Source organism: Streptomyces sp. NPDC001914 (genome assembly GCF_042891215.1).
Classification (GTDB): Bacteria; Actinomycetota; Actinomycetes; order Streptomycetales; family Streptomycetaceae; genus Streptomyces.
Map to the genome: position 1 here is coordinate 1 of NZ_JBIASW010000035.1, position 19,431 is coordinate 19,431.

The following is a 19,431-nucleotide window of genomic DNA, read 5'->3' on the forward strand; positions in this document are numbered from 1 at the left end:
ACGACTGCGACCACGCGAGGGTCTGACGGGCGGTCTTTGCCCCGGGTGGTGACGCTGATGTTGCCACCACTTCGCTACCCCCGGTCGCCGGTGGAAACCACACGTCCCCACCGCATCGAGCTCCCGGCCCTCACGGGATGCAATCAGTGACCCAGCGGTCCGGATGCGCCGCCGCCAACCCGCGAGAGCGTTGTTCCGACGCGACCAGGTCTGGCCCCGTGCTTCACAGCTTCGGTGACAGCCATGTGCGAGCTGCCGTGTCCGTGGCATCGCCGGATTTGGCAACTGCCAGGCCGCGGAGGCGCGGTGACATCCACCATCCGGTCACAGGGTCCCGGTCGGGTTGGCCGACCGCAACCATGGCTGGCCGTGCGGCGTGTGATCCGGTGGGACGGCTTTCGTCCGTTCCCGACCGGAAGACGGGGGAGTGGGGGAGTCCGATGACACAGGAGCAGACCGGGAACACGACGTCGCGGACGGGACCGGGCACCAGTCGGCCCAGGACGCTGCGCGGCCATGCATGGCGCTGGGCGTTCCGCCTGGCCATGGCGGCCCTGATCCTGATGCTCGCCCTGCGCACCTACGAGGAGACGGGCGTCGCGCACGCCCAGTCGAACAGAACGCTGCGCACGACCGAGGCCACCATCACGAAGCTGACGTCCCACACGACCAGCGGGAGGGACGGCGGAGGCCAGGACGGCGGCAGCGGCGAATGGACCGTCACCACCACGTACACGATCGAACTGCGCATCGGCGACGAGACCAAGACGGCGAACGGCGTCGCGGACGATTCCGCGAACGGCCTCCAGGAGGGGCAGCGGGTCCAGGCGGGCCTGTGGCACGGGCGGGTCGTAGAGGTCGACGGGCGTGACGTCTGGCGCGGCTGGCACCCCGGAGGGTGGGACATGGCCCTGTTCCTGCTCTACCCGCTGATCACGGGCTATCTGATCGCCCTCGCCCTGGCCGCCGCCGCGCGCCTGGCCGGCCGCGACGGCCGGGTACGGCTGGACCGGAAGGAGCGGGCTGCATCCTGGGCGTTCGGATTCCTGGTCGCACTGGCGGCGAGCTTCGCGCTCATAGGATGCGCGGCCTTCGGAAACACCATCGAGTACTGGCCCCTCGCCCCCCTCGGAGCCGGAACAGCCACGGCACTGGCAGGCCTGAGCCGGACACTCCACCGGGCCCGCGCCGTACGTGCAGAGGACGCACCGAGCGGGAGTGCACCGGTCCAGACCTGACGACCGGCGCCCGCCACCACCCAAGAGCAGTCCCGTAACGACGGGTGAGCTGGGGCTTTGGCCGACGGTACGGTCGTGGAGTGGAGTCCGAGAGGCTGAACCAGTGCCCGCTGCATGGAGCCGGCGTACGTCCTGCGTACCTGGTCGGGCGGCGCCTTGAGCGGGTGATCGTGTCCCGGCACCTGCAAGGCGCGCAGGCTCCGTCCGACCCGCTGGATGTGTGGTTGATCGACAGCGACGAGGTCGCCCCCCACATCACGACCGGCTCCGACTGGTGCCTGATCGTCTAGACGTCCGCCCCCTGCGAGGGATACGACATGGCGGAGTACGGCCGTATCGAAGTGGGACCGGTCAGCGTTGGTACGCCGTTTGCGGATCACCTCGGCGAGACAGTCCTGGCGGTGCGGGAAGAGGGCTCGGACAGCGGGCGGTCCGCCCTGGAGATCACGTTCCCCTCCGGCCGAGTCCGGTGCGAGACGTGGGCTGGAGATCTCCGCCTGTCGGATTCCCGCGACCACCTGAGCGACTAGCGGCAGACCGGATCACAGCAGGAGCGCACCGCGCCCCGCACCCCGCGAGCGGCGCTGCGCGTGCAGGACGTCGACATGCGACGAGACGTGCCAATAGTACGCGAATATGACAATTTATGCCGAATGAGAAATTGATGTGCATTTCATAAGAGGCAGTGTTCTGTGGCGATTTGGCGGCATCCGGGCGTGAGGATCACTGCGTGCCCGGCCGAACGGTCCGGGCAGTGCCGGGGCGTCAGCTCCGGCTCGCACGGAAAGGTCCGAACATGATCAACGGGTTGAAGAGGGCCGCGGCCCTGGGAGCGGCGACGGTGGCCCTGGCCGCGGGAGCCGTCGTCGGAACGGTCGGCACCGCGTCGGCCGCCCCGCAGAACCACCCCCGACCGTCGGCGGGGCCGCAGGACCACCGCGGCCCCTCGGCGGGGCCGCAGGACCACCGCCGGCCCTCGGCGGCGCCGCACCGCTGCGTGAAGGTGGCCGGCTACTGGGCACGGCAGTGGCACCCGGCCTACCGGGACCGCCACCACCGCTGGCACCCCGGGCAGTGGACTCGTGTCTGGGTCCCCGCCCACAAGGAATGCCACCACCGCTGACCCCGTGACGGACGTCGCCACTCGCCTGTAGAGGCGGCAGCGACTCGAACCGGAACCGGCCCCGATGCGCTCTTCACCGGCGCACCGGGGCCGGTTTTGTCATACCCACACCCGCACTTCGGCCCGCGCGGGTCGAACCCGCCGTACGACCTCCCCGCCACCCGGGAGCGGACGGGATCCTCGGTGGGCGGGATCAGCCGTCGGCCGGCCCCGCCGGAGCCGAAGTGTCCACCCGCCTTCCTGACGGGAGCGTTGAGGGATGGACGCACCGGACCCGTATCCCGGAATGCCGGAATGCCGGAATGCCGGGCTTCACGATGCGAGTCCGCCCGGGCGCGCGGCGCGCGGGTCAGCACCTGCGCCCACCCCGCAGCTCCAGCCGCCCCCCTGAAAAGCGCTCACGGAAACCGCGGTCGTGCGAGACGGCGACCACCGCTCCCGGATACGCCGCGAGCGCCGCCTGAACGTCCTCGACCAGGTCGAGCGCGATGTGATTGGTCGGCTCGTCGAGTACGAGAAGGTCCGCGGGGCGAGTCACCAGCCGGGCGATCTGCAGCCGCCGCCGCTGGCCCGCGGACAGCTCCGCCACCGGGACGTCCAGGTCCTCCTCGCGGAACAGCCCCAGCGCCAGCAGCCTTTCGGCGTACTCCTGCGGCGGCCCGGGCCGCCCGGCCGCGAAGGCGGCGAGCAGCGGCACCCGCGGGGAACGCGCGGGCAGTTCCTGGGCCAGGTAGCCGATCCGTCCCGCACGGCACACCGTCCCCGCGTCCGGCTCCAGATCGCCCGCCAGGACACGCAGCAGCGTCGTCTTGCCCGCCCCGTTCCCGCCCGTCACCAGCAGCCGCTCCCCGGGCGCGATCGTCAGCGTCCCCTCCAGACGGAGCCGCTCGCCGACGCGTACGTCGTCCAGCTCGACGAGCCGGCGCCCCGCGTGATGCGTGCCGCCCACCGCCGCAAGAGCCGCCGTGAAGCGCAGCGGCCGGGGCGGCGCCGCCACCGGGTTGCGGCGCAGGTGAGCCAGCCGCTCGCGGACGGAACGCACCTGTCCGCCGAGCTTCGCCTCGTGCGAGCGCCGGTGCTTGCCGAAACCCTGCCCCGGGTCCTTGCCGGTGACGGCCAGTCGCCTGCCCGAGGCTTCGAGCAACTCCTCGGCGCGGGCCACTTCCTCGGTCCACCGCGCGTACTCCTGCTCGGCCCGGCGCCGGGCGGCCGCCTTCGCCGCGCGGTATCCGAGGATGCCGTCGCCGTACCGGCGCACCGTGCGGGCATCCCGGTCGACCTCGAGGATCGTGGTCGCGATGTTCTCCAGGAAGCCGCGGTCGTGGGTGACCGCGACGACGGTGCCCCGGTGCACGCGCAGATGCTCCTCCAGCCAGCGCACGGCCGCCGCGTCGAGGTGGTTGGTCGGCTCGTCGAGGAGCAGCAGTTCGGGGGAGGCCGCCAGCACGCAGGAGAGCGCGAGCCGCGACTGCTCACCGCCCGAGAGCGAGCCGAGCACACGCTCCCGGGTGATGCCGGCGAGCCCGAGCCCGTGCATGGCGGCATCGACGCGGGCGTCCGCCTCGTATCCGCCGCGCTCCTCGTAGGCGTTCAACAGCTCCCCGTACGCGGCGAGTTCATCCTCCGAAGCCCGGCCGAGCCGTTCCTCCGCCTCGCGCAACCGGCCCTCCATGGCGCGCAGTTCGGCCAGCGCGAGATCGACCGCGTCCTGCACGGTGCGGTCCGGGCCGAGGTCGAGGGTCTGGCCGAGGTGACCGGTCCCGCCGGCGAAACTGACGGTGATCTCCCCGAAGTCCGGCACCTCGGCCGCGGCCAGCAGCCGCAGCAGGGTGGACTTGCCGGAACCGTTCTCACCGATGACAGCGGCCTTCTCGCCCGGTCGGACGGTGAAACACACCTGATCGAGGACGGTCCGGGTGCCGTAGGACTTGGTGACGTCCTTGACGGACAGCTGCGCCACGGCAGCGGGTACAGCGGTATGGGCGCGTTCGCGCATGAGACTTTCCCTGAGGATGCGAAGGGTCGGCGGGCGGCAGAAACGGCGATGTCAGCCGTGCCCGGACTCAGAGAAAGTAGAAAAAGCGCATATCCGCACCGTACCGGGCGATCCGCGCCCTCCCAAGGGGATTACCCCGCTCACGCTTGCCGCCTGTATCGATATTCGATAGATCCGATCGTAGATCGATGGGGTAGCAGGGTCATGGGAAAGAAGACAGGGGCATGGGAAAACTGACAGTGCGCGCGTTGCGCGCCGTGCTCGCGGTGGTGCTCACCGGCAGCGTGTTCGTACAGGTCCTGATGGCCTGGGCGTTGATCAGCGGAAACGACCCGGAGGACGGCTCACTCCCGCTGACCCCGCTGCGCCTGGTCACGATCCTGGGCATCGGGACGGCTCAGGTCGCCCTGGTCTGCGTATGGCGACTGGTGACCATGGTCCGACGCGGAACCGTGTTCTCCCACGCGGCCTTCCGGTACGTGGACACCATCATCGGCGCGATCGTCACGGCCGCACTCGTATGGTTCACGGTCACCGCCCTGAACGCACCCGGCCAGCGCGACGACCCGGGAGTCACCCTCATCATGGGCGGAATCGGCCTGGCCATCCTGGGAGTCGCCCTCATCGTCCTCGTACTGAGAACGCTCCTCGCCCAGGCCGTCGCCCGGGACACCGAAGCGGCACAACTCCAGGCCGACCTGGACGAGGTCATCTGATGCCCATCGCCGTCGACATCGACGTGATGCTGGCCAGACGCAAGATGTCCGTAGGCGAACTCGCGGACCGCGTAGGAATCACCCCCGCCAACCTGGCCGTACTCAAGAACGGCCGCGCCAAGGCGGTCCGCTTCACAACACTCGCCGCACTCTGCGAGGTACTCGACTGCCAGCCGGGCGACCTGCTGCGCTGGGAGCCCGAGGACACCACGGACGAGTGACCCCGGCCGACACATCACCACGGAGAGGCCATCCGCGGGTTCCGCGGGTTCGGCCGCTGGCGGGCGTCTGCCGGGGCTGCCCGTCCGCACTGCGGCCATCCGAGTGTGCCGAAGCCGTGTCAGGCGACCGACCGGAAGCCGAGTGACCATGCTGGGCGGGAATCAACACGCTGCCCAGCGACGAGGAGTACGGCATGCCGATGGACTCGGTGGCTAGATTTCTGGCGGCTCTGAACCCGGAGGACCGGCAGACCGTCGACGCCGCACCCCCCGACGAGCAGGAGCGCCTCGCTGCCGCCTGGGAAGCAGAGTTGGAGGCAGACGACGAACTCGACACGCTCGACGAGCTGTCGCCGCCCGCGGCAGAGGCGGAGGCGGCCCGTCGCGTCCTGGAACGCAGAAAAGGCTGACCTTCGGTTTGGCGGCCTGACATCCTCGCGAGCGGCGTCGACGGACCGGGGTGAGCCGGTCCGGCCCGCTCGATGCGGAGCGGGCCGGACCGACGGAACCAGGAGTGGTCAAGTGCCGTGGTCAGTCGCGCCGGATCAGTTCCGGGTCGACGCGCCGTCCCACGAGCGGGAGTGCGCCGACGACGGAAACGACCGCCATGCCCGCCGCTGCGAGCGCGAGCATCAGGATGTCGACGGAATCCCAGTAGATCTCGCTGCCCTCAGTTCGAGTGGGGGCACGACCAGAATCCCGGGAACGGGACTTATGGCAGCCGCATCGGCATGACCGTCAAGGAGGACGGGCAGACCAGCTGGAATACGATGTATGCCCTTACTCGCGCTCTGCAGTGGGAGTTGGGGATCGCTTCCCTGTCCAACAGCTTCGGACCCGGAACGCTGTTCGCTCTGCAGACGAAGCATCCGGTCGTCAACGCTTCCACCGCACCCTCGGCGGACTTCATACGCATCGTCCAGTCCGCCCTGTACTGCAAGGGCTATGACGGCGGCGGCATCGACGGCAAGTTCAGTGACCGGGTCGCTTCTTCGATTTCGCTGCTCAAGCAGCGCATGGGCGTGGACCAGGTCTACCGGGGCAGCGATCTCGTGCCGAAGGTGTTCAAGGGCCTGCTGAACATGGACGCCTATGTCGGCGTCGCCAACGGCTCCGACTCCGTCCGCAGCATTCAGCAGTGGCTCAACGGACGCTACGTCAACCGGCAGGACTTCTTCATCGTCCCGTGTGACGGGATCTACTCGCGCGATGTGGCCAAGGCCATGATCTACGCCGTGCAGTACGAGATAGGCATGGCCGACGGTACGGCCAACGGGAACTTCGGCTCAGGCACTCAGGAAGGCCTGAAGAGGCACACGATCACGGTCGGTGCGAGGGGCACCTGGGTCCTCCTGTTCACCGCGGCCATGATCTTCAACAGGCGCTACGGTGTGGCATTCGAGGGAAGTTTCACCGCCGGCCTGGCCGACGCGGTTCGCGAGTTCCAGGCGTACGTCAAATTGCCGGTCACCGGAGCGGGCGACTTCTCCACATGGGCCTCGCTGCTCGTCTCCTTCGGCGACCAGTCCCGCAAGGGTGAAGCCTGCGACTGCGTCACCAAGATCACTCCGGCGCGTGCGGCGGCGCTCAAGGCGGAGGGCGTCAAGTATGTGGGCCGCTACCTGTACAACCCGGTGCCCGTTCCGACCGGCGGAGAGGCGGGGTGGGCCTGCCGTGCGCATCGGAGCACACGAGGCTCGGCCTGGTAGGCAGAGGCGCGCAGGGTCGGAATACACCAGGCTGCGGGTACACAACCGCGTACCCACAGCAGAAAGAGGACCTTGCCATGACCTTAAAGACGGAGTCCGTGTCCCTGGAGGACGCCCGGCGAGTCGTCGCTGCGGGGGAGGCCAAGGCCGACGAGATCGGCTCGCCGAGCAACATCGCTGTCGTCGACGTCGGCGGCAACCTTGTCGCGCACATCCGGATGGACGAGGCTTGGATCGGAAGCATCGATATCTCCATCAGCAAGGCCTTCACGTCCCGGGCCTTCGACATCAGTACCGCCGACCTGGCCGCCAACGCGGGTCCCGGTGAGCAGTTCTTTGGGATCAACGCATCCAACAATGGACGCGTCATGATCTTCGCGGGCGGTGTCCCGCTGCGGCACGGCGGCCGGATCGTCGGCGCGGTGGGCGTCAGCGGCGGCAGCGGTGTGCAGGACCAGACCGTGGCCGAGGCCGCGGCGACGGCCTTCTGACGACCGGCCCCGCTATGCCGTCATGAGCGGGGGCCCTCAGCGTGGCCGCGCGATGGAAGGAGGCGCCACGGCCGCCAGCATTCGCCTGATTCCGTAAACGCCATCGGCGTCGCGGGGCCGAACTCGGCAACTTTCGGGGCGGTCTTCTGGCATCCGTCAGCACACCTCCTTCAACCGGCAGCTGTGGGGGCTGACCGAGCAGGGCAAGGCTAAGCCGTCCTGGATTGTCTCCCAGGAGCTGTCGCTGGACCGGGCCCCGGCCTGACCAGCATTTCGGCCACTGCGAGGACCGTTGTGCCAAGGTTCTCCTCCACCTCGACGGCAGCTGAGCGGCGGCAGCGCAGATCCGAACCGGTCCCCCGCCTGCAACTGGAAGGAACCACGCACCATGACCAACGAACTGCACGGCAGGAAGGTCGCAATCCTGGCCACGGACGGCGTTGAGCGCGTCGAGCTCGAAGAGCCTCTCGGCGCACTGCTGGGGGCTGGTGCGCAGGCCGAACTTATCTCCCTCCACACCGGCGAGATCAACGCGCGCCAGATGGACATCGACCCGGCCGGAACCTTGACCGTGGACAAGAAGGTCGCTGACGCCCGTGTGGGTGACTACGACGCGCTCCTGCTGCCCGGCGGCACCATGAACCCCGACCAGCTGCGCACCGACCCGCACGCCGTCGCCTTCGTGAGGGCGTTCGTGGAGACCGGGAAGCCCGTTGCCACCATCTGCCACGGACCTTGGATCCTGGCCGAGGCTGGCGTGCTGCGCGGTCGCCGCCTCACCTCTTGGCCCAGCATTCGTACTGACCTGCGCAACGCCGGCGCCGAGGTCGTCGACGAGGAGGTCGTGATCGACCGCCAGCTCATCTCCAGCCGCAGCCCGCAGGACCTCCCCGCCTTCTGCAAGGCGATCATCGAACGCTTCGCCGCCGCGCTGCAACCCGCCTGATCAGGAGGAGTCCCAAGCCACCGAAATGACATCCGGCACTCCACGGCCGAGTCCCGTGGATCAGCAGAGGAGATCGTCATGGCGAGCAGCAACCGCGCCGTCACCTTCCAGAACCCGAAAGACATGCGCGTCGAGTCCCTCGACTTCCCCAAGCTCCAGATGCCGAACGGGAAAAAGGCCCCGCACGGAGTCATCCTCAGAATCGTCGCCACCAACATCTGCGGCAGCGACCTGCACATCTACCGCGGGTCCTTCCCGGTGCCCCAGGGCATGGTGATGGGGCACGAGATGACCGGGGAAGTCATCGAGCTCGGCCCCGACGTCGAATTCCTCAGTGAGGGCGACCTCGTCTCCGTCCCCTTCAACGTCGCCTGCGGCCGATGCCGCAACTGCAGGGCGCGCCGGACCGACGTCTGCGAGACCACAAACCCCAAGGTGGCCTGCGGAGCGTACGGCTTCAACCTGGGCGACTGGACCGGCGGCCAGGCCGAGTACCTGTTCGTCCCGTACGCCGACTTCCAGCTCCTCAAATTCCCAGACAGGGACCAGGCCATGGCGAAGATCCGTGACCTGGCGCTGCTCTCGGACATCCTGCCCACCGCGTTCCACGGTCTCATGGAGGCCGGTGCCAAGCCGGGCTCGACCGTGTACCTTGCCGGCGCAGGCCCGGTCGGCCGCTGCGGCGCAGCAGCGGCGCGCCTTCTCGGGGCGTCCTGCATCATCGTCGGCGACTACCACAAGGACCGCCTGGAGCTGATGAAGAAGAACGGCTGCGAGACGATCGACCTGAGCCAGGACGCAGCGCTCACCGACCAGATCGAGGCTATCCTGGGCGAACCCATGGTCGACTGCGCAGTCGACTATGTCGGTACCGAGGCACACGGCATCGGCCGCGAGTCCGAGGACATGGACCCGGCCTACGCCCTCAACCAGGTGATCGACGCCACCCGCGCGGGCGGAGCTACCGGAGTCATCGGCGTCTACGGCCCCGACCCGCTCGCGAAGTCGAAGGCCGAGCAAGAGGGAACGTACCCGATCGACTTCGGCAAGGCCTGGATCAAGTCGCCGCGGATCGCCGCCGGGCAGGCACCGATCATGCACTACAACCGCGAGCTGATGATGGCGATCCTCTGGGACCGCATGCCCTACTTGAGCGCCATGCTCAACACGAAGGTGATCAGCCTCGACGACGCCCCGGACGCCTACGCGACCTTCGACACGGGAGTGGCCGAGAAGTTCATCATCGACCCCCACGGCCTCGTTCCGGCCTGAGGCCCGCGATCCGAGAAACAGTGCCTACTGATGTATTGCCCTGTGAGGTCGGGGACGCGGCTGGCGGGTGGTTTGCCTGCGAGCGCGGTGTGTCCGCGGTGGTGATTGTAGGTGTGCAGCCACTGCGGGAGCGCGTCGCGCCGTTCGGTTTCTGAGCGGTAGGGGCGGGCGTAGGCCCATTCGTCGAGCAGGCGGATCTTGCTCATCGTGGCGGCGTCAGGCCGGCGGGAGGGATCGGCCGTCCCGGCGCTTGGGCATCACCGCCGGTGTGACAGTCCCCGCGCCGACTGCCGCTCGTTCCGTCTCCGCCTGTCCCGGGCGGCTGACCTTCTCCGGCTCGGGGATCAGCACGCCGATCTCGCAGCCGAGGACGACGCAGATGACGTCCAGGTCTTCCAGCTTGAGCGAAACGGGCTGCCCCGACCACAGGCCGGACATCTTCCCCGCCGAGATCACCAACCCGTGCTCGGCCAGGTTCCGCTGGAGCTCAGAAGCCTTCCAGACTCCTTTGTTTGCGGCGGTCAGCCGCAGGTTCCACCTCATCAGACCAGTCCTTCCAGCCGCTTCGAGGCCCGTTCCATCCCGGCGACTCAGGCGTCCTCGGCCCGGGTCTGCTGAACGTGGATGTATCGCATCGTGGTGGCGATCCACGAGTGTCCCAAAACCTCCTGGATTGCGAGCAAGTCCAGCCCGTTTCCATAGAGTTGGGACGCGCAGAAGTGTCGCAGGACATGCGGTCCCAGCTTCTTGCCCCACCCGGGCAGGTGTGCTTTGGCCGCGTCCTTGAGCCCATTGCGCAGGGCGTCGTCGCCCACCCGCCGCGAGGACCCGTCGGCGTTCTTGCGCTCGGAGGGGAACAGCGGGGCGCCGGGGCGGGTGTGGTCGTCGAAGTGCTCAGCGCCTGGGACCGGGCCAGCCGGGTGCCGCTCGGCGAGCCACGCAGCACCTTGCCGAAGTACGCGTCGGCGTCGGCTGCTCCATATCCCACAGCGGTCGGCCGAACCAGGTTCTGATCTGGTCCAGGTGCCCGACATCCCCGCGGATCGTGCCGTCCGCCAGTCCTGCCGAGGCGCGTGCGAGGACGAACCCGGACAGCGCGTCGGTCTCGAACTGCTCCAGTTCCTCCGCCGACGCGGGCGCCCAGTGCTCGCGCATGTCCCGTACAACTGCCAGCGCCGCCAACCCGAGCCCCCTCACCTTCGGTCCGACTGTGGATCGGTCGGACACGGTGAGAACGCTTCACGAATCCCGAAGTTACGTCACACGACCACAGAGCACTCGAAGGAGGAGGAACCTCCTGGCCACAGGGGCAGAGACTCAGCGAGGCTCAGAAGAACTCACGGGATGTCGCACAGGACTGTCAGATGCGCCTGGCACGATGCCTGGCATGAGCCCGATACCAGAGCTGACGCAGAGCACCCTGACCGCACGCGGCTTCCGCGGCTTCGTGCCGTTCCGTGAACTGCCCGACAGCAACGTCCCCACCGGGCACGGAATCTACGTGGTGATCCGCACAGACACCTCGCCCCCGTCGTTCCTCCCCACCAGCCCTGCCGGACACCTCAAAGGTCGCGACCCATCCGTGAGCGCCGACAGGCTCGGCGATGCCTGGGTGGACGGGGCAACGGTGGTGTACATCGGCAAGGCCGCGGGCCAGGACGGACTCAATCAGCGGCTTGCCGACTACCGCCGCCACGGCACTGGTCTGCTGGCCGGCCATTGGGGCGGTCGCTACATCTGGCAGCTGGTCGACTCGGACGCACTGCTCGTCGCCTGGCGGCCGTTGACCGAGGGCGACGCCGGCGAGGCTGAGCAGGACCTGATCGATGAGTTCAAAGAACTCCACGGAGGAGCTCTGCCCTTCGCCAACCTCAGAAACAACCCCCGAAGGGCTTCGGAGACCAGCATCTGCTCGACGGCCTTTCCGGGCTCGGGTACGGGGACATCGCGATCCGCTTCTTCCGGCTGACCGTCGGCGGCGTGGTCGTCGGGCTGGTCACCGAACCCCTTGCGGAGGGCGGGGGGGGGAGGGCGACTGGGCCGAGCTCTACCCCGACCGCCTGGGGTTCTCCGCCCCGTGGGACGGCACGTACGACACCTGAGCACCCGGTTTTCCAACGTGACCCTGACAAGCGCCCGCGGTCGTTAGAATCGGCTCCCTTGATCACGACGGGGCTGGGGGCACGGGTGAGGGCGCAGCGAACCAGACGGCTGCTGGTCTGCGCGGCATTGTCCTTGTGGGGGCTCACCGGCTGTGCGGGCACGGGCGGAGGAACGCCCGGCTCTCATACGTTGAGCAACTCGCCCGGCGCTACCCCGGTCACCTCCGCTGCTCCGGTACCACCGCTTTCCGCCCAGGTCCTCAAGTCCATCGCCCTCACCGGTGACGACGTTCCGGGCAACAGAGGTGTCTCGGCGGACGAGCGGCCGGACATGGACTCGAAGAGCACCTTCCCGCCGGTCTCGGACAGCTCCTGCGAGAAGCTGCTCGACGCACTCGGCGCCGGCGACGCGTCGGCCGTCGTGGACCAGGTCTTCAACTGGAAGGGCAGTATCTGGGCGGGCGGCGCCACCCTCGCGTCCTACGCGGGCACCGGTGCCGAGACGGCCTTCGCCCAGGTTCGCACGTCACTGCCGGAATGCCACGACTACACCGGCGTCGGCTTCACGGGGAAGTACACCGCGCATCTGGCACCTGAGTCGATCCCCCGCCTCGGCGACGAGTCGATCGCCTTCCGGACCACCGTGCCGGTGAAGCAGGGGTCCGGCCTGCGTAGCGGCCGCCGCGTCTCCGTACGCAACGAACAGCACATCCTGGTGAGAGTCGGCGGTGTGACCGCGCACTTCACGATGCTGGACATGGACCACGAGGACCACTTCCCCCTGGCCCTCGTCCGCAAGGAAGTTGCCCGCATGACACAGGCCCAGCACCGCTGAGGTACCCCCCCGCCACGAGCACCGCACAAGCGCCTGGCGGCCGCTGGAACTGGTGGCGAGGCAGGTCATGGAAAAGCAGGTGCCAACTCATGGACCGTGCGGGCAGCATGCCCGCATGTCTACCGAAGTCAGTGGGATGATCGAGTGCCGACCAGATGCCTGCCTCTGGGGCCCCGACGACGAGGACTCTGTGTGGCACGCCGCCATCGACCTCTTCCTGCTCAACAACGGCAACGCCTACGACGCCCTCGCCTGCCTCTTCGGTATCCGGAACTACTTCGGTTTCCGCCCTCTTGCCGAAGGCCGATACTTTCCGAGCGACGCGTCCGAGGATCTGCAGACCGAATACGCCGCGCACGGCGGACCTCCTGACGTCCACGGCACAACCTGGATCACCTGGGCCGAGCTTGCCTCCGCCGACTGGCAGGAGACAGACAGCTCCGGCACGCGAAGCCGAGAATCGGTAGCCGGCGACAAAACCCACTGGGGGCCGGTCTGGAGCGTGATGCGGACACTCAGCGAACTCCACGGAGCAGACAACGTGCGACTCGTTGCCTGGTTCCACTGACCCAGACTCCGGCCCCACCTTCCTTACCAGCTCCCCTCGGCGTCGCCAGCCGCCGGGCCGCCGAGCGCCGCTACCTGCGTGGTCGCCCCGGCCCTGCCGGGACTACCGGCGAACAGCGCGTGACGGCCACCCGCCAGGCCCGTGCCGCCAACCGCACCGCTGCCGCCTGGGCCCGCCACAACGCCGCCGACCTGCGACGTCTTGCCGGGCAGATCACCGCACTTACTGACCTGCCCGCCGCAGCCCGCCGCATGCCCGGCGAACTCCACGCGGCTCTCACCCACGACGACCCCGCCGACCTCATAGCCCCGCTGATCGCCACCCGCCCTCACCTGGCTGCCGCGCACCCCGACCTCGCCGCCCCGTAGTACGAGTCGACGCCGGCCGCCCGTCGGCGACGCCGGCCCCGCTCGACCTGGTCGACTCCACGTCATCGCCCTGTGACGCCCGGGCCGCGGCCCGGGCGTCACCCGTCGGTGGTGTCAGGCCCTGCCTGCACCTCGCTCCGGTCGCGACATCTGCCGCAGCATCCGCTGACCCTCCCGCTACCGTGGTCCACAGACAGCGTCGGACACCTTCTTGGCCCCTTCGCGGCTGGTGCCGAAGGTGCCGTCGGTCATGGCGACGGCGGTGATGAACCAAGACCCGTCTTCCCGCGCGGTGTGACCTCGCTGGATCAATCCGAAGAAGGGCTACCCACCCCTGCAGCGCTGGGGCAAGGCGGTCCGCCCAACTGCCGCCGACATCGTTCGCGCGGAAGTTCCAGAGGCATCAGCCGGGTTCGCCCAGCACGATCTTCCACACTCGGGTCGCCACCTGGAGGTTCAGCCGGTCCTCGGCGTTCGTGAGGTCGTGGCCGCTGATGTCGCGGATGCGCTGGAGCCGATAGCGCAGCGTGCTGCGGTGGATCGCGAGGCAGTCGGCGGTCTCTTCGTAGTTGCCGCCGCAGTCGAAGTACCGGGACAGGGTCTCCACCATGGCCGCCTGGTGCCGGGAGTCGTAGTCGATGAGCAGCCCGAGCCACTCGTGGACGAACGTCTCCAGTTCCCGGTGATCGCTGCCGGGTCCCAGGATGCGGTAGAGGCCGAGTTCGTCGAAGAACGTCGGCGCGCCGTCCGTTCCTGGTCGAAAGACAAGCTGGGGAAGACTCCTCGCCTGGGACGGCCCACACGGATCCGGCGGTGTTCCCCGCCTGCACGGTGGGGAACACCGCCGGATCCTTGGGCTGGGACGGCTAGTTGGTGGTGAGCATTCCTTCGCGGAGCTTGGCGAGGGTGCGGTTGAGGAGTCGGGAGACGTGCATCTGGGAGACACCGAGGTGTTCGCCGATCTGGGCCTGGGTGAGTTCGTCGACGAACCGCATGTGGATGATGCGGCGTTCACGTTCGTCGAGTTGCGCGATCAGAGGGGTGAGCGCGTGGAAGTCCTCGACGAGTTCAAGGGCCGTGTCGTCCACGCCGATGAAGTCCGCGAGAGCGGTCTCACCGTCTTCGCCGGAGGTGATGGCGGCGTCGAGAGACGTCGAGGTGTAGCCGTTCGCGGCCTTTCGAGCCTCGATGACGTCCCTCTCCGGCAGGGACATCAGTTCCGACAGCTCCCGCGTCGTGGGCATGCGGCCGAGCCGGCTACGGAGCTCCTCGGTGGCCTTGGCGAGCGCCACGCGTGCCTCCTGCAGACGGCGCGGGACGTGCACGGCCCACGTGGTGTCGCGGAAGAAGCGCTTGATCTCGCCCACGATGTAGGGGACGGCGAAGGAGGTGAACTCGACCTCACGGGTGAGCTCGAACCTGTCGATGGCCTTGATCAGTCCGATGGTGCCGACCTGGACGATGTCCTCCATCTCGTCCGCGCCGCGGCTGCGGAAACGTGAGGCCGCGAACTGGACGAGGGTGATGTTCATTTCGATGAGGGTGTTGCGCGCGTACTGGTACTCGGGGGTGCCCTCCTCCAGGACGGCGAGCTGGTCGAAGAACAGCCTCGACAACTCACGCGCATCCTTCGGAGCAACCTGCGACGGGTCACTGATCTCCGGTAGCGCGACGGTCCGCGTCCCGGTCGTCTCGGTCACTGTCATGCCCGTCCCCTCCTACGTGATCCAGCCTCACAGGCCGTCTGCTCCTGAACGGCAAGAGACGGCGTACCCCCGCTTGAGGCATGCATGCCAGGCACTTCCGCGGTGGTTGCGCCACTCCGTCTCTCGCCTCAGCAGCGAAGGCGGAAGGGAGGTTAACCCATCGGGCATGAGTGGTCCGACGTGAGCCTTGCCGCTCGCCGGGATGCCGTGCCGGAAAAGCCCCTGGTGCCGGGCGCGTCGGGCAAGGGGCGTCAGGATCGTGACAGTGCGGTCGCCTTCTCCGGAAGCGGCCGGGAGTGCCGTCCGACACCATGCCCGGTCGCTGCCTGGACAGGAGGGCGGCGCTCACGGTCTTGCCTCCGCTCGGGTGGCGGGTGGCGGGTGACCGAGGTGGTGCGGGCGAGGTGGTTGACCATGTGCCGGCCGAAGCCGCCGGTGCCGCCGTTCAGGTCGGGGGTGCGTATGCCTGCAGCCCGCTGTCCGGTACGGGCGCCGTCTTTCGCCCCGGCCCCGGCCCGCCGGAGCGCCCTCCCTTGTCGTTGCTCGATGCCGACTTTTTCATCGCAGGGAACACGAAAATCTATGGTGGCTGGAGTAGACATTGGTTGATCGTCTGGCTATGGTTTCTCTCGTAGTCGAGATCGGAAGGGCCCGGCAGACACGAACTGCCAGGCAGTTGTACCGGTAGTTGCAGGTGGCAGGACGGTGCGGTGGTGGAGTTCCGAAGCCAGGGTTTTCGCAGGTCGGCGACGGGGCTGACGACCGGACCGGGTGGCCCGCAGTGATCAGGGGCCGCCATGAGCAGGACCGCAGTTGAAGTACTTGCAGGTGCAGTTCGCAGGACCCAGCAGTGAAGTGTGTGAGTGGTACCTCGGTGAAGGCGTCGGCTGCGGGCGCGCGCACCGGGAGGTTCGGCAGTGGGGTTCTAAGCCAGAGCAGATGCAGGACGGGCGACGGGGCTGGCTGCCGAAGAGTGACGCTTCCTCAGGTCACGACGGAACACGCAGTAGAGCAGTGCCAGCATTACGCAGTCCCCCCTTTGGTAACTGTTGGTCAAGAGGGAAGAACGGAGGAGCGAGACGCCATCAGGATCGCCCGGGCGGAATGGCTGAGCCCGGGTACCGCAGGACATCGATAGTGAGGTGGTCCCCGGTCAAGCAACCGCGATCCCCGCGCCCCCGACAGTAATCTTGGTCGGTCCGCGGAAACAGTAGGCCGGTGCAGTATCAGGGCCGGCGGATGGTGTAGCAGTTCCTTCGGGGCCCTGGCACACATGGTGCCAGGGCCCCTCCACGCGTTCCATGAGAGAGGTGCAATGACAGCAGACGACTCGTACGGCCGGCTCGACGACGACGACTACCCCGCCTACACGATGGGCCGGGCTGCCGAGATACTCGGCACCACCCAGGGTTTCCTCCGCGCGATCGGCGAGGCCCGCCTGATCACCCCGCTGCGCTCCGCGGGCGGCCATCGCCGCTACTCCCGCTACCAGCTGCGCATCGCGGCCCGCGCCCGAGAACTCGTCGACCAGGGCACACCCATCGACGCCGCCTGCCGCATCGTCATCCTCGAGGACCAGCTCGAAGAGGCCCAGCAACTGAACGCCGCGTACCGCCGCGCGGCCGAAGCGGCGGACCCGACGAAGCCTGTTTGAGGAGCGGTCCGCGGCCGGCTGGAGGCCTCGGCCGTCTGCCGCTCGTGGTGGTGCTTGAACGCGTCACGCGCGGGCGAGGACGTCGGCCGGGGCGAGGCTGCTCCGGTAGGTGTGCGTGACGATCGCCGTGGTGGTTCGACCTTCGCGCCCGGAGCCGGGCGATCTCCGCCGCGTCCTGGGGATCGCAGCTGGGGAGGAGGCCGGGACACGCCAGGCTTTCTCGTGCGTCTCCCACGCGTCCGGCGGTTCGGCCGACCAGGGCACCCGCTGGCACAGCGTCCGCAGTTCAGCACGGACCTGACAGCGTTCCTCCCGGGCGTCGACCAGGTCCTGCAGCAAGTCGTACGAGGTTGGCACGACATGACGGTCCTGCTGTTCGAACCGTGCTCCGGTCCGCCTCGCGGCACCATCTCCTGCCCCAACTCCTGCGGCATCTTTTGCGCGAGGCCCGCCCGAGGCTGTGGAGTCCGTGCAGGTCACCTTCACGACCGCGGGCCATCGGACGGAGCTGGGTGGCGCCGTCGATTTCGTCCCCCGGACGGCGGCTCCCGCCGGGCCGGCGTCGTGTCGACCGTCGTCGACGTCACGGGCGAGACCCCGGCATCCTGCGACCAGGCGGGGTGACGCGCGAGGACTCGAAGCGGTGCTGGGGCACCCGGTCGCGGTCCCGCCCACAAGCGGTGTCCGGATGTCGGGTCAGCAGCCGTCGCACTACGCGCCCCGGGCGCGGGTCGCCCTCGTCGAGCCGGAGAAGGCCGTCGCCGAAGCCGAGCTCGCCCAGGAAGACCCGCCCCAGGTGGGTGTCCTTCGTCCCCCGTGCCTCGCCCACGCTGCGGTGAAGAGGCCCCGGCCCTTCGCGTGAGTGGCCACGGCCGGGGCGGTCAGGATGCGGTAGGGACCGCCACGTCGAGGCCGCGGATGGCGACCAGTTGGGCGCTGCCGTCGGACAGTCGGTAGGACAGCCCCACCACGGCCAGGCGGCCGGCAGCCACCGCATCGGCCAGGACACGGGAGCGTTCCATCAACAGGTCCACGGTGTGCTCGATGTGTTCGGCCAGGATCTCTTCGGCCGTGTCGCGTCCGGCGGCGCGGGCTGCCAGCACGCTCGGGGTCACCCGTTCAACGACGTCCCGGACGAAGCCGCCCGGCGTCTGCCCGTTCTCCAGGGCGGAGCAGGCCGCGGCGACCGCGCCGCACGAGTCGTGGCCGAGGACAACGACCAGCGGCGCGTTGAGAACGCTCACGCCGAACTCGATGGACCCGAGGACTTCGGTACCGGCGACGTGCCCGGCGGTGCGGACCACGAACAGGTCGCCCAGTCCACGGTCGAAGATGATCTCGGCGGCCAGTCGGGAGTCGGAGCAACCGAACAGCACGGCGAAAGGCTGCTGGGACGGTGCGATCTCGGTGCGGCGGGTGGCGTCCTGGTTCGGGTGCTCGGGAGTGCCTGAGACGAAGCGCTGGTTACCGGCCATGAGCAGGTCGAAGGCGTCGCGGGGTGTCGGGGGCTGGGTCTCGGTCATGGCCGCAGCCTACGAGGCGGCACCCGCCGTCGCAGCCACTGGTCCCGCCGGACGGCGCCGGCATCACCCCCAGGCGCCGGACGAGGACGGTCTCAACGCGGAACCTCAACACGCAGCGGAGATGCCCGGCTCCGTAGGGGTGATGACTGCTACGGGTTTCTTAGTCATTCATGGTTATTTCCGCTCAGGCATCTCAGCGCCATGGTGTTGTGAAGCTTTCGGAGTGGGCGCGTCAGCAGCGCGTGAGTACCAGACCGCCTGGTCCTGCCGTCGCTGACCACAGCGGCAGAGAGCCACCCTCGCCAGATGTGAAGGCGAGAGGCGACGTGACGACTGAATCGTCCCGCAGCCGTCTGCCGCCAGGACGGCGGCTCGCCCGCAGGAAGTCGCCACCGGCAAGAACCCACTCGTCTGCCCGCGGGAAGGCCGGTGCGTCGTGTCGTACCTGACATCGCGTCGTTGAGCGGATCGGCGCGCGGGACATCAACGCTCTTGCAACTGTGCGCCGATCGAGGGCCCGAAGCCCTGAGGATCCGCTTCGGGCCCTCCTCTCTGTGCCGCATCCGTGTGGCGCCGGCGTGCTCGCTGATGCAGGCTGGCGTTGCGGCCCGGCGCCGACTCACCCTCCGATGCCGGGCCGCCTCACCCTTTCCCGGGCGGCCGTCCCTGTCAGGTAAGGGGCCCTGGGGATCTGGGGTGTTCGGCCTGGCTGGGTAAGGGGGTGCAGGATCAGCAAGCCGGCGAGGGCATCGTCCAGCAGACCCCGCAGCGCAAGGCGGGCTTGATCGTTGTTTTAAGGCGACGGAGATCCTACGGGTAGGGCGCGCCCGGCGCCGCCGGGCATGTTCGATACGTCCTGCATCGTCATGTCGTGAGAAACGAGACACAGCCCGAAATCCGTGTAAGCCGAACGGGTACGCCTACCGGCCCGGTGCCGACAGAGGCATCCCTGGATCCGCCCAC

Annotated in this window: 20 protein-coding genes and 4 pseudogenes; 16 read left to right on the forward strand and 8 right to left on the reverse strand. The window is 68.6% G+C overall.

The annotated features are described in order from the left end of the window. Positions 1-440: 440 nt before the first annotated feature. From ACFYYF_RS41290 to ACFYYF_RS41300, 3 genes are all read left to right on the forward strand, one after another. Positions 441-1,238: a hypothetical protein gene (locus tag ACFYYF_RS41290; protein WP_388784701.1), complete on the forward strand. Its 798-nt coding sequence runs from the start codon at positions 441-443 to the stop codon at positions 1,236-1,238. Between the two features lie 80 nt (positions 1,239-1,318). After that, entirely contained in the window at positions 1,319-1,528 is a 210-nt protein-coding gene (locus tag ACFYYF_RS41295) for a hypothetical protein (protein WP_388784704.1), read from the forward strand. Positions 1,529-2,034: 506 nt separating this feature from the next. Beyond that, complete coding sequence (locus tag ACFYYF_RS41300) at positions 2,035-2,361, forward strand: hypothetical protein (RefSeq protein ID WP_388784706.1); 327 nt, start codon at positions 2,035-2,037, stop codon at positions 2,359-2,361. Between the two features lie 349 nt (positions 2,362-2,710). Here the strand turns inward: ACFYYF_RS41300 and abc-f are convergent, their stop codons facing one another. Beyond that, positions 2,711-4,357, reverse strand: coding sequence for a ribosomal protection-like ABC-F family protein (gene abc-f / locus ACFYYF_RS41305; protein ID WP_388784709.1), 1,647 nt, complete (start codon positions 4,355-4,357; stop codon positions 2,711-2,713). 224 nt (positions 4,358-4,581) lie between these two features. On the opposite strand from abc-f, the gene ACFYYF_RS41310 reads away from it, so the two are divergent. The 7 genes and pseudogenes from ACFYYF_RS41310 (at position 4,582) to ACFYYF_RS41340 (ending at position 9,712) form a co-directional block, all read left to right on the forward strand. Beyond that, positions 4,582-5,073: a DUF2975 domain-containing protein gene (locus ACFYYF_RS41310; protein WP_388784712.1), complete on the forward strand. Its 492-nt coding sequence runs from the start codon at positions 4,582-4,584 to the stop codon at positions 5,071-5,073. After that, complete coding sequence (locus ACFYYF_RS41315) at positions 5,073-5,294, forward strand: helix-turn-helix domain-containing protein (RefSeq protein ID WP_388784716.1); 222 nt, start codon at positions 5,073-5,075, stop codon at positions 5,292-5,294. Before ACFYYF_RS41310 ends, ACFYYF_RS41315 begins: the two co-directional genes overlap by 1 nt. Before the next feature lie 194 nt (positions 5,295-5,488). Next, complete coding sequence (locus tag ACFYYF_RS41320) at positions 5,489-5,704, forward strand: hypothetical protein (protein WP_388784719.1); 216 nt, start codon at positions 5,489-5,491, stop codon at positions 5,702-5,704. 321 nt (positions 5,705-6,025) lie between these two features. Continuing rightward, positions 6,026-6,934: pseudogene (locus tag ACFYYF_RS41325) on the forward strand (peptidoglycan-binding protein); the annotation flags it as partial. A gap of 146 nt (positions 6,935-7,080) precedes the next feature. Then, a complete protein-coding gene (locus ACFYYF_RS41330; protein WP_388784722.1) occupies positions 7,081-7,494 on the forward strand; it encodes a heme-binding protein in 414 nt (137 codons plus the stop codon). A gap of 388 nt (positions 7,495-7,882) precedes the next feature. Beyond that, positions 7,883-8,440, forward strand: coding sequence for a type 1 glutamine amidotransferase domain-containing protein (locus ACFYYF_RS41335; protein ID WP_388784725.1), 558 nt, complete (start codon positions 7,883-7,885; stop codon positions 8,438-8,440). A gap of 78 nt (positions 8,441-8,518) precedes the next feature. Beyond that, positions 8,519-9,712 (forward strand): alcohol dehydrogenase catalytic domain-containing protein, encoded by a 1,194-nt coding sequence (locus ACFYYF_RS41340; RefSeq protein ID WP_388784728.1) that lies wholly within the window; start codon positions 8,519-8,521, stop codon positions 9,710-9,712. A 32-nt stretch (positions 9,713-9,744) separates the two neighbouring features. Here ACFYYF_RS41340 and ACFYYF_RS41345 read toward each other — a convergent pair. The 3 genes and pseudogenes from ACFYYF_RS41345 to ACFYYF_RS41355 form a co-directional block, all read right to left on the reverse strand. Then, positions 9,745-9,903: pseudogene (locus ACFYYF_RS41345) on the reverse strand (integrase core domain-containing protein); the annotation flags it as partial. 25 nt (positions 9,904-9,928) lie between these two features. Beyond that, positions 9,929-10,255 (reverse strand): helix-turn-helix domain-containing protein, encoded by a 327-nt coding sequence (locus tag ACFYYF_RS41350; RefSeq protein ID WP_388784731.1) that lies wholly within the window; start codon positions 10,253-10,255, stop codon positions 9,929-9,931. 47 nt (positions 10,256-10,302) lie between these two features. Next, entirely contained in the window at positions 10,303-10,746 is a 444-nt protein-coding gene (locus tag ACFYYF_RS41355) for a tyrosine-type recombinase/integrase (protein WP_388784734.1), read from the reverse strand. Positions 10,747-11,099: 353 nt separating this feature from the next. Between ACFYYF_RS41355 and ACFYYF_RS41360 the strand changes: the two genes are divergently transcribed. The 4 genes and pseudogenes from ACFYYF_RS41360 to ACFYYF_RS41375 all read left to right on the forward strand — a co-directional run. Next, positions 11,100-11,681: a hypothetical protein gene (locus ACFYYF_RS41360; protein ID WP_388784737.1), complete on the forward strand. Its 582-nt coding sequence runs from the start codon at positions 11,100-11,102 to the stop codon at positions 11,679-11,681. Positions 11,682-12,004: 323 nt separating this feature from the next. Next, on the forward strand, positions 12,005-12,649 hold the full coding sequence (locus ACFYYF_RS41365; RefSeq protein WP_388784740.1) for a hypothetical protein: 645 nt from the start codon (positions 12,005-12,007) through the stop codon (positions 12,647-12,649). Positions 12,650-12,764: 115 nt separating this feature from the next. Then, a complete protein-coding gene (locus ACFYYF_RS41370; protein WP_388784743.1) occupies positions 12,765-13,217 on the forward strand; it encodes a hypothetical protein in 453 nt (150 codons plus the stop codon). Positions 13,218-13,240: 23 nt separating this feature from the next. Then, a pseudogene (locus ACFYYF_RS41375) lies at positions 13,241-13,585 on the forward strand (type III effector protein); the annotation flags it as partial. Between the two features lie 403 nt (positions 13,586-13,988). On the opposite strand, the pseudogene ACFYYF_RS41380 reads toward ACFYYF_RS41375, so the two are convergent. Next, positions 13,989-14,321 (reverse strand): annotated as a pseudogene (locus ACFYYF_RS41380) (PucR family transcriptional regulator); the annotation flags it as partial. 130 nt (positions 14,322-14,451) lie between these two features. Then, the gene (locus ACFYYF_RS41385) at positions 14,452-15,291 is read right to left on the reverse strand and encodes an RNA polymerase sigma factor SigF (protein WP_388784745.1); all 840 of its coding nucleotides are present in this window, start codon (positions 15,289-15,291) and stop codon (positions 14,452-14,454) included. 1,315 nt (positions 15,292-16,606) lie between these two features. Between ACFYYF_RS41385 and ACFYYF_RS41390 the strand changes: the two genes are divergently transcribed. Next, positions 16,607-16,945, forward strand: a complete 339-nt coding sequence (locus ACFYYF_RS41390; protein ID WP_388784748.1) for a MerR family transcriptional regulator — start codon at positions 16,607-16,609, stop codon at positions 16,943-16,945. A gap of 63 nt (positions 16,946-17,008) precedes the next feature. Here ACFYYF_RS41390 and ACFYYF_RS41395 read toward each other — a convergent pair whose 3' ends face one another. Next, positions 17,009-17,302 carry a hypothetical protein gene (locus ACFYYF_RS41395; protein WP_388784750.1) on the reverse strand — a complete coding sequence of 98 codons (294 nt, stop codon included), beginning with the start codon at positions 17,300-17,302 and terminating at the stop codon, positions 17,009-17,011. Between the two features lie 286 nt (positions 17,303-17,588). Between ACFYYF_RS41395 and ACFYYF_RS41400 the strand changes: the two genes are divergently transcribed. Continuing rightward, the gene (locus ACFYYF_RS41400; RefSeq protein ID WP_388784753.1) at positions 17,589-17,807 is read left to right on the forward strand and encodes a Sua5 family C-terminal domain-containing protein; all 219 of its coding nucleotides are present in this window, start codon (positions 17,589-17,591) and stop codon (positions 17,805-17,807) included. A gap of 19 nt (positions 17,808-17,826) precedes the next feature. On the opposite strand, the gene ACFYYF_RS41405 is transcribed toward ACFYYF_RS41400, so the two are convergent. Next, the gene (locus ACFYYF_RS41405) at positions 17,827-18,468 is read right to left on the reverse strand and encodes a carbonic anhydrase (protein WP_388784756.1); all 642 of its coding nucleotides are present in this window, start codon (positions 18,466-18,468) and stop codon (positions 17,827-17,829) included. Positions 18,469-19,431 lie beyond the last annotated feature (963 nt).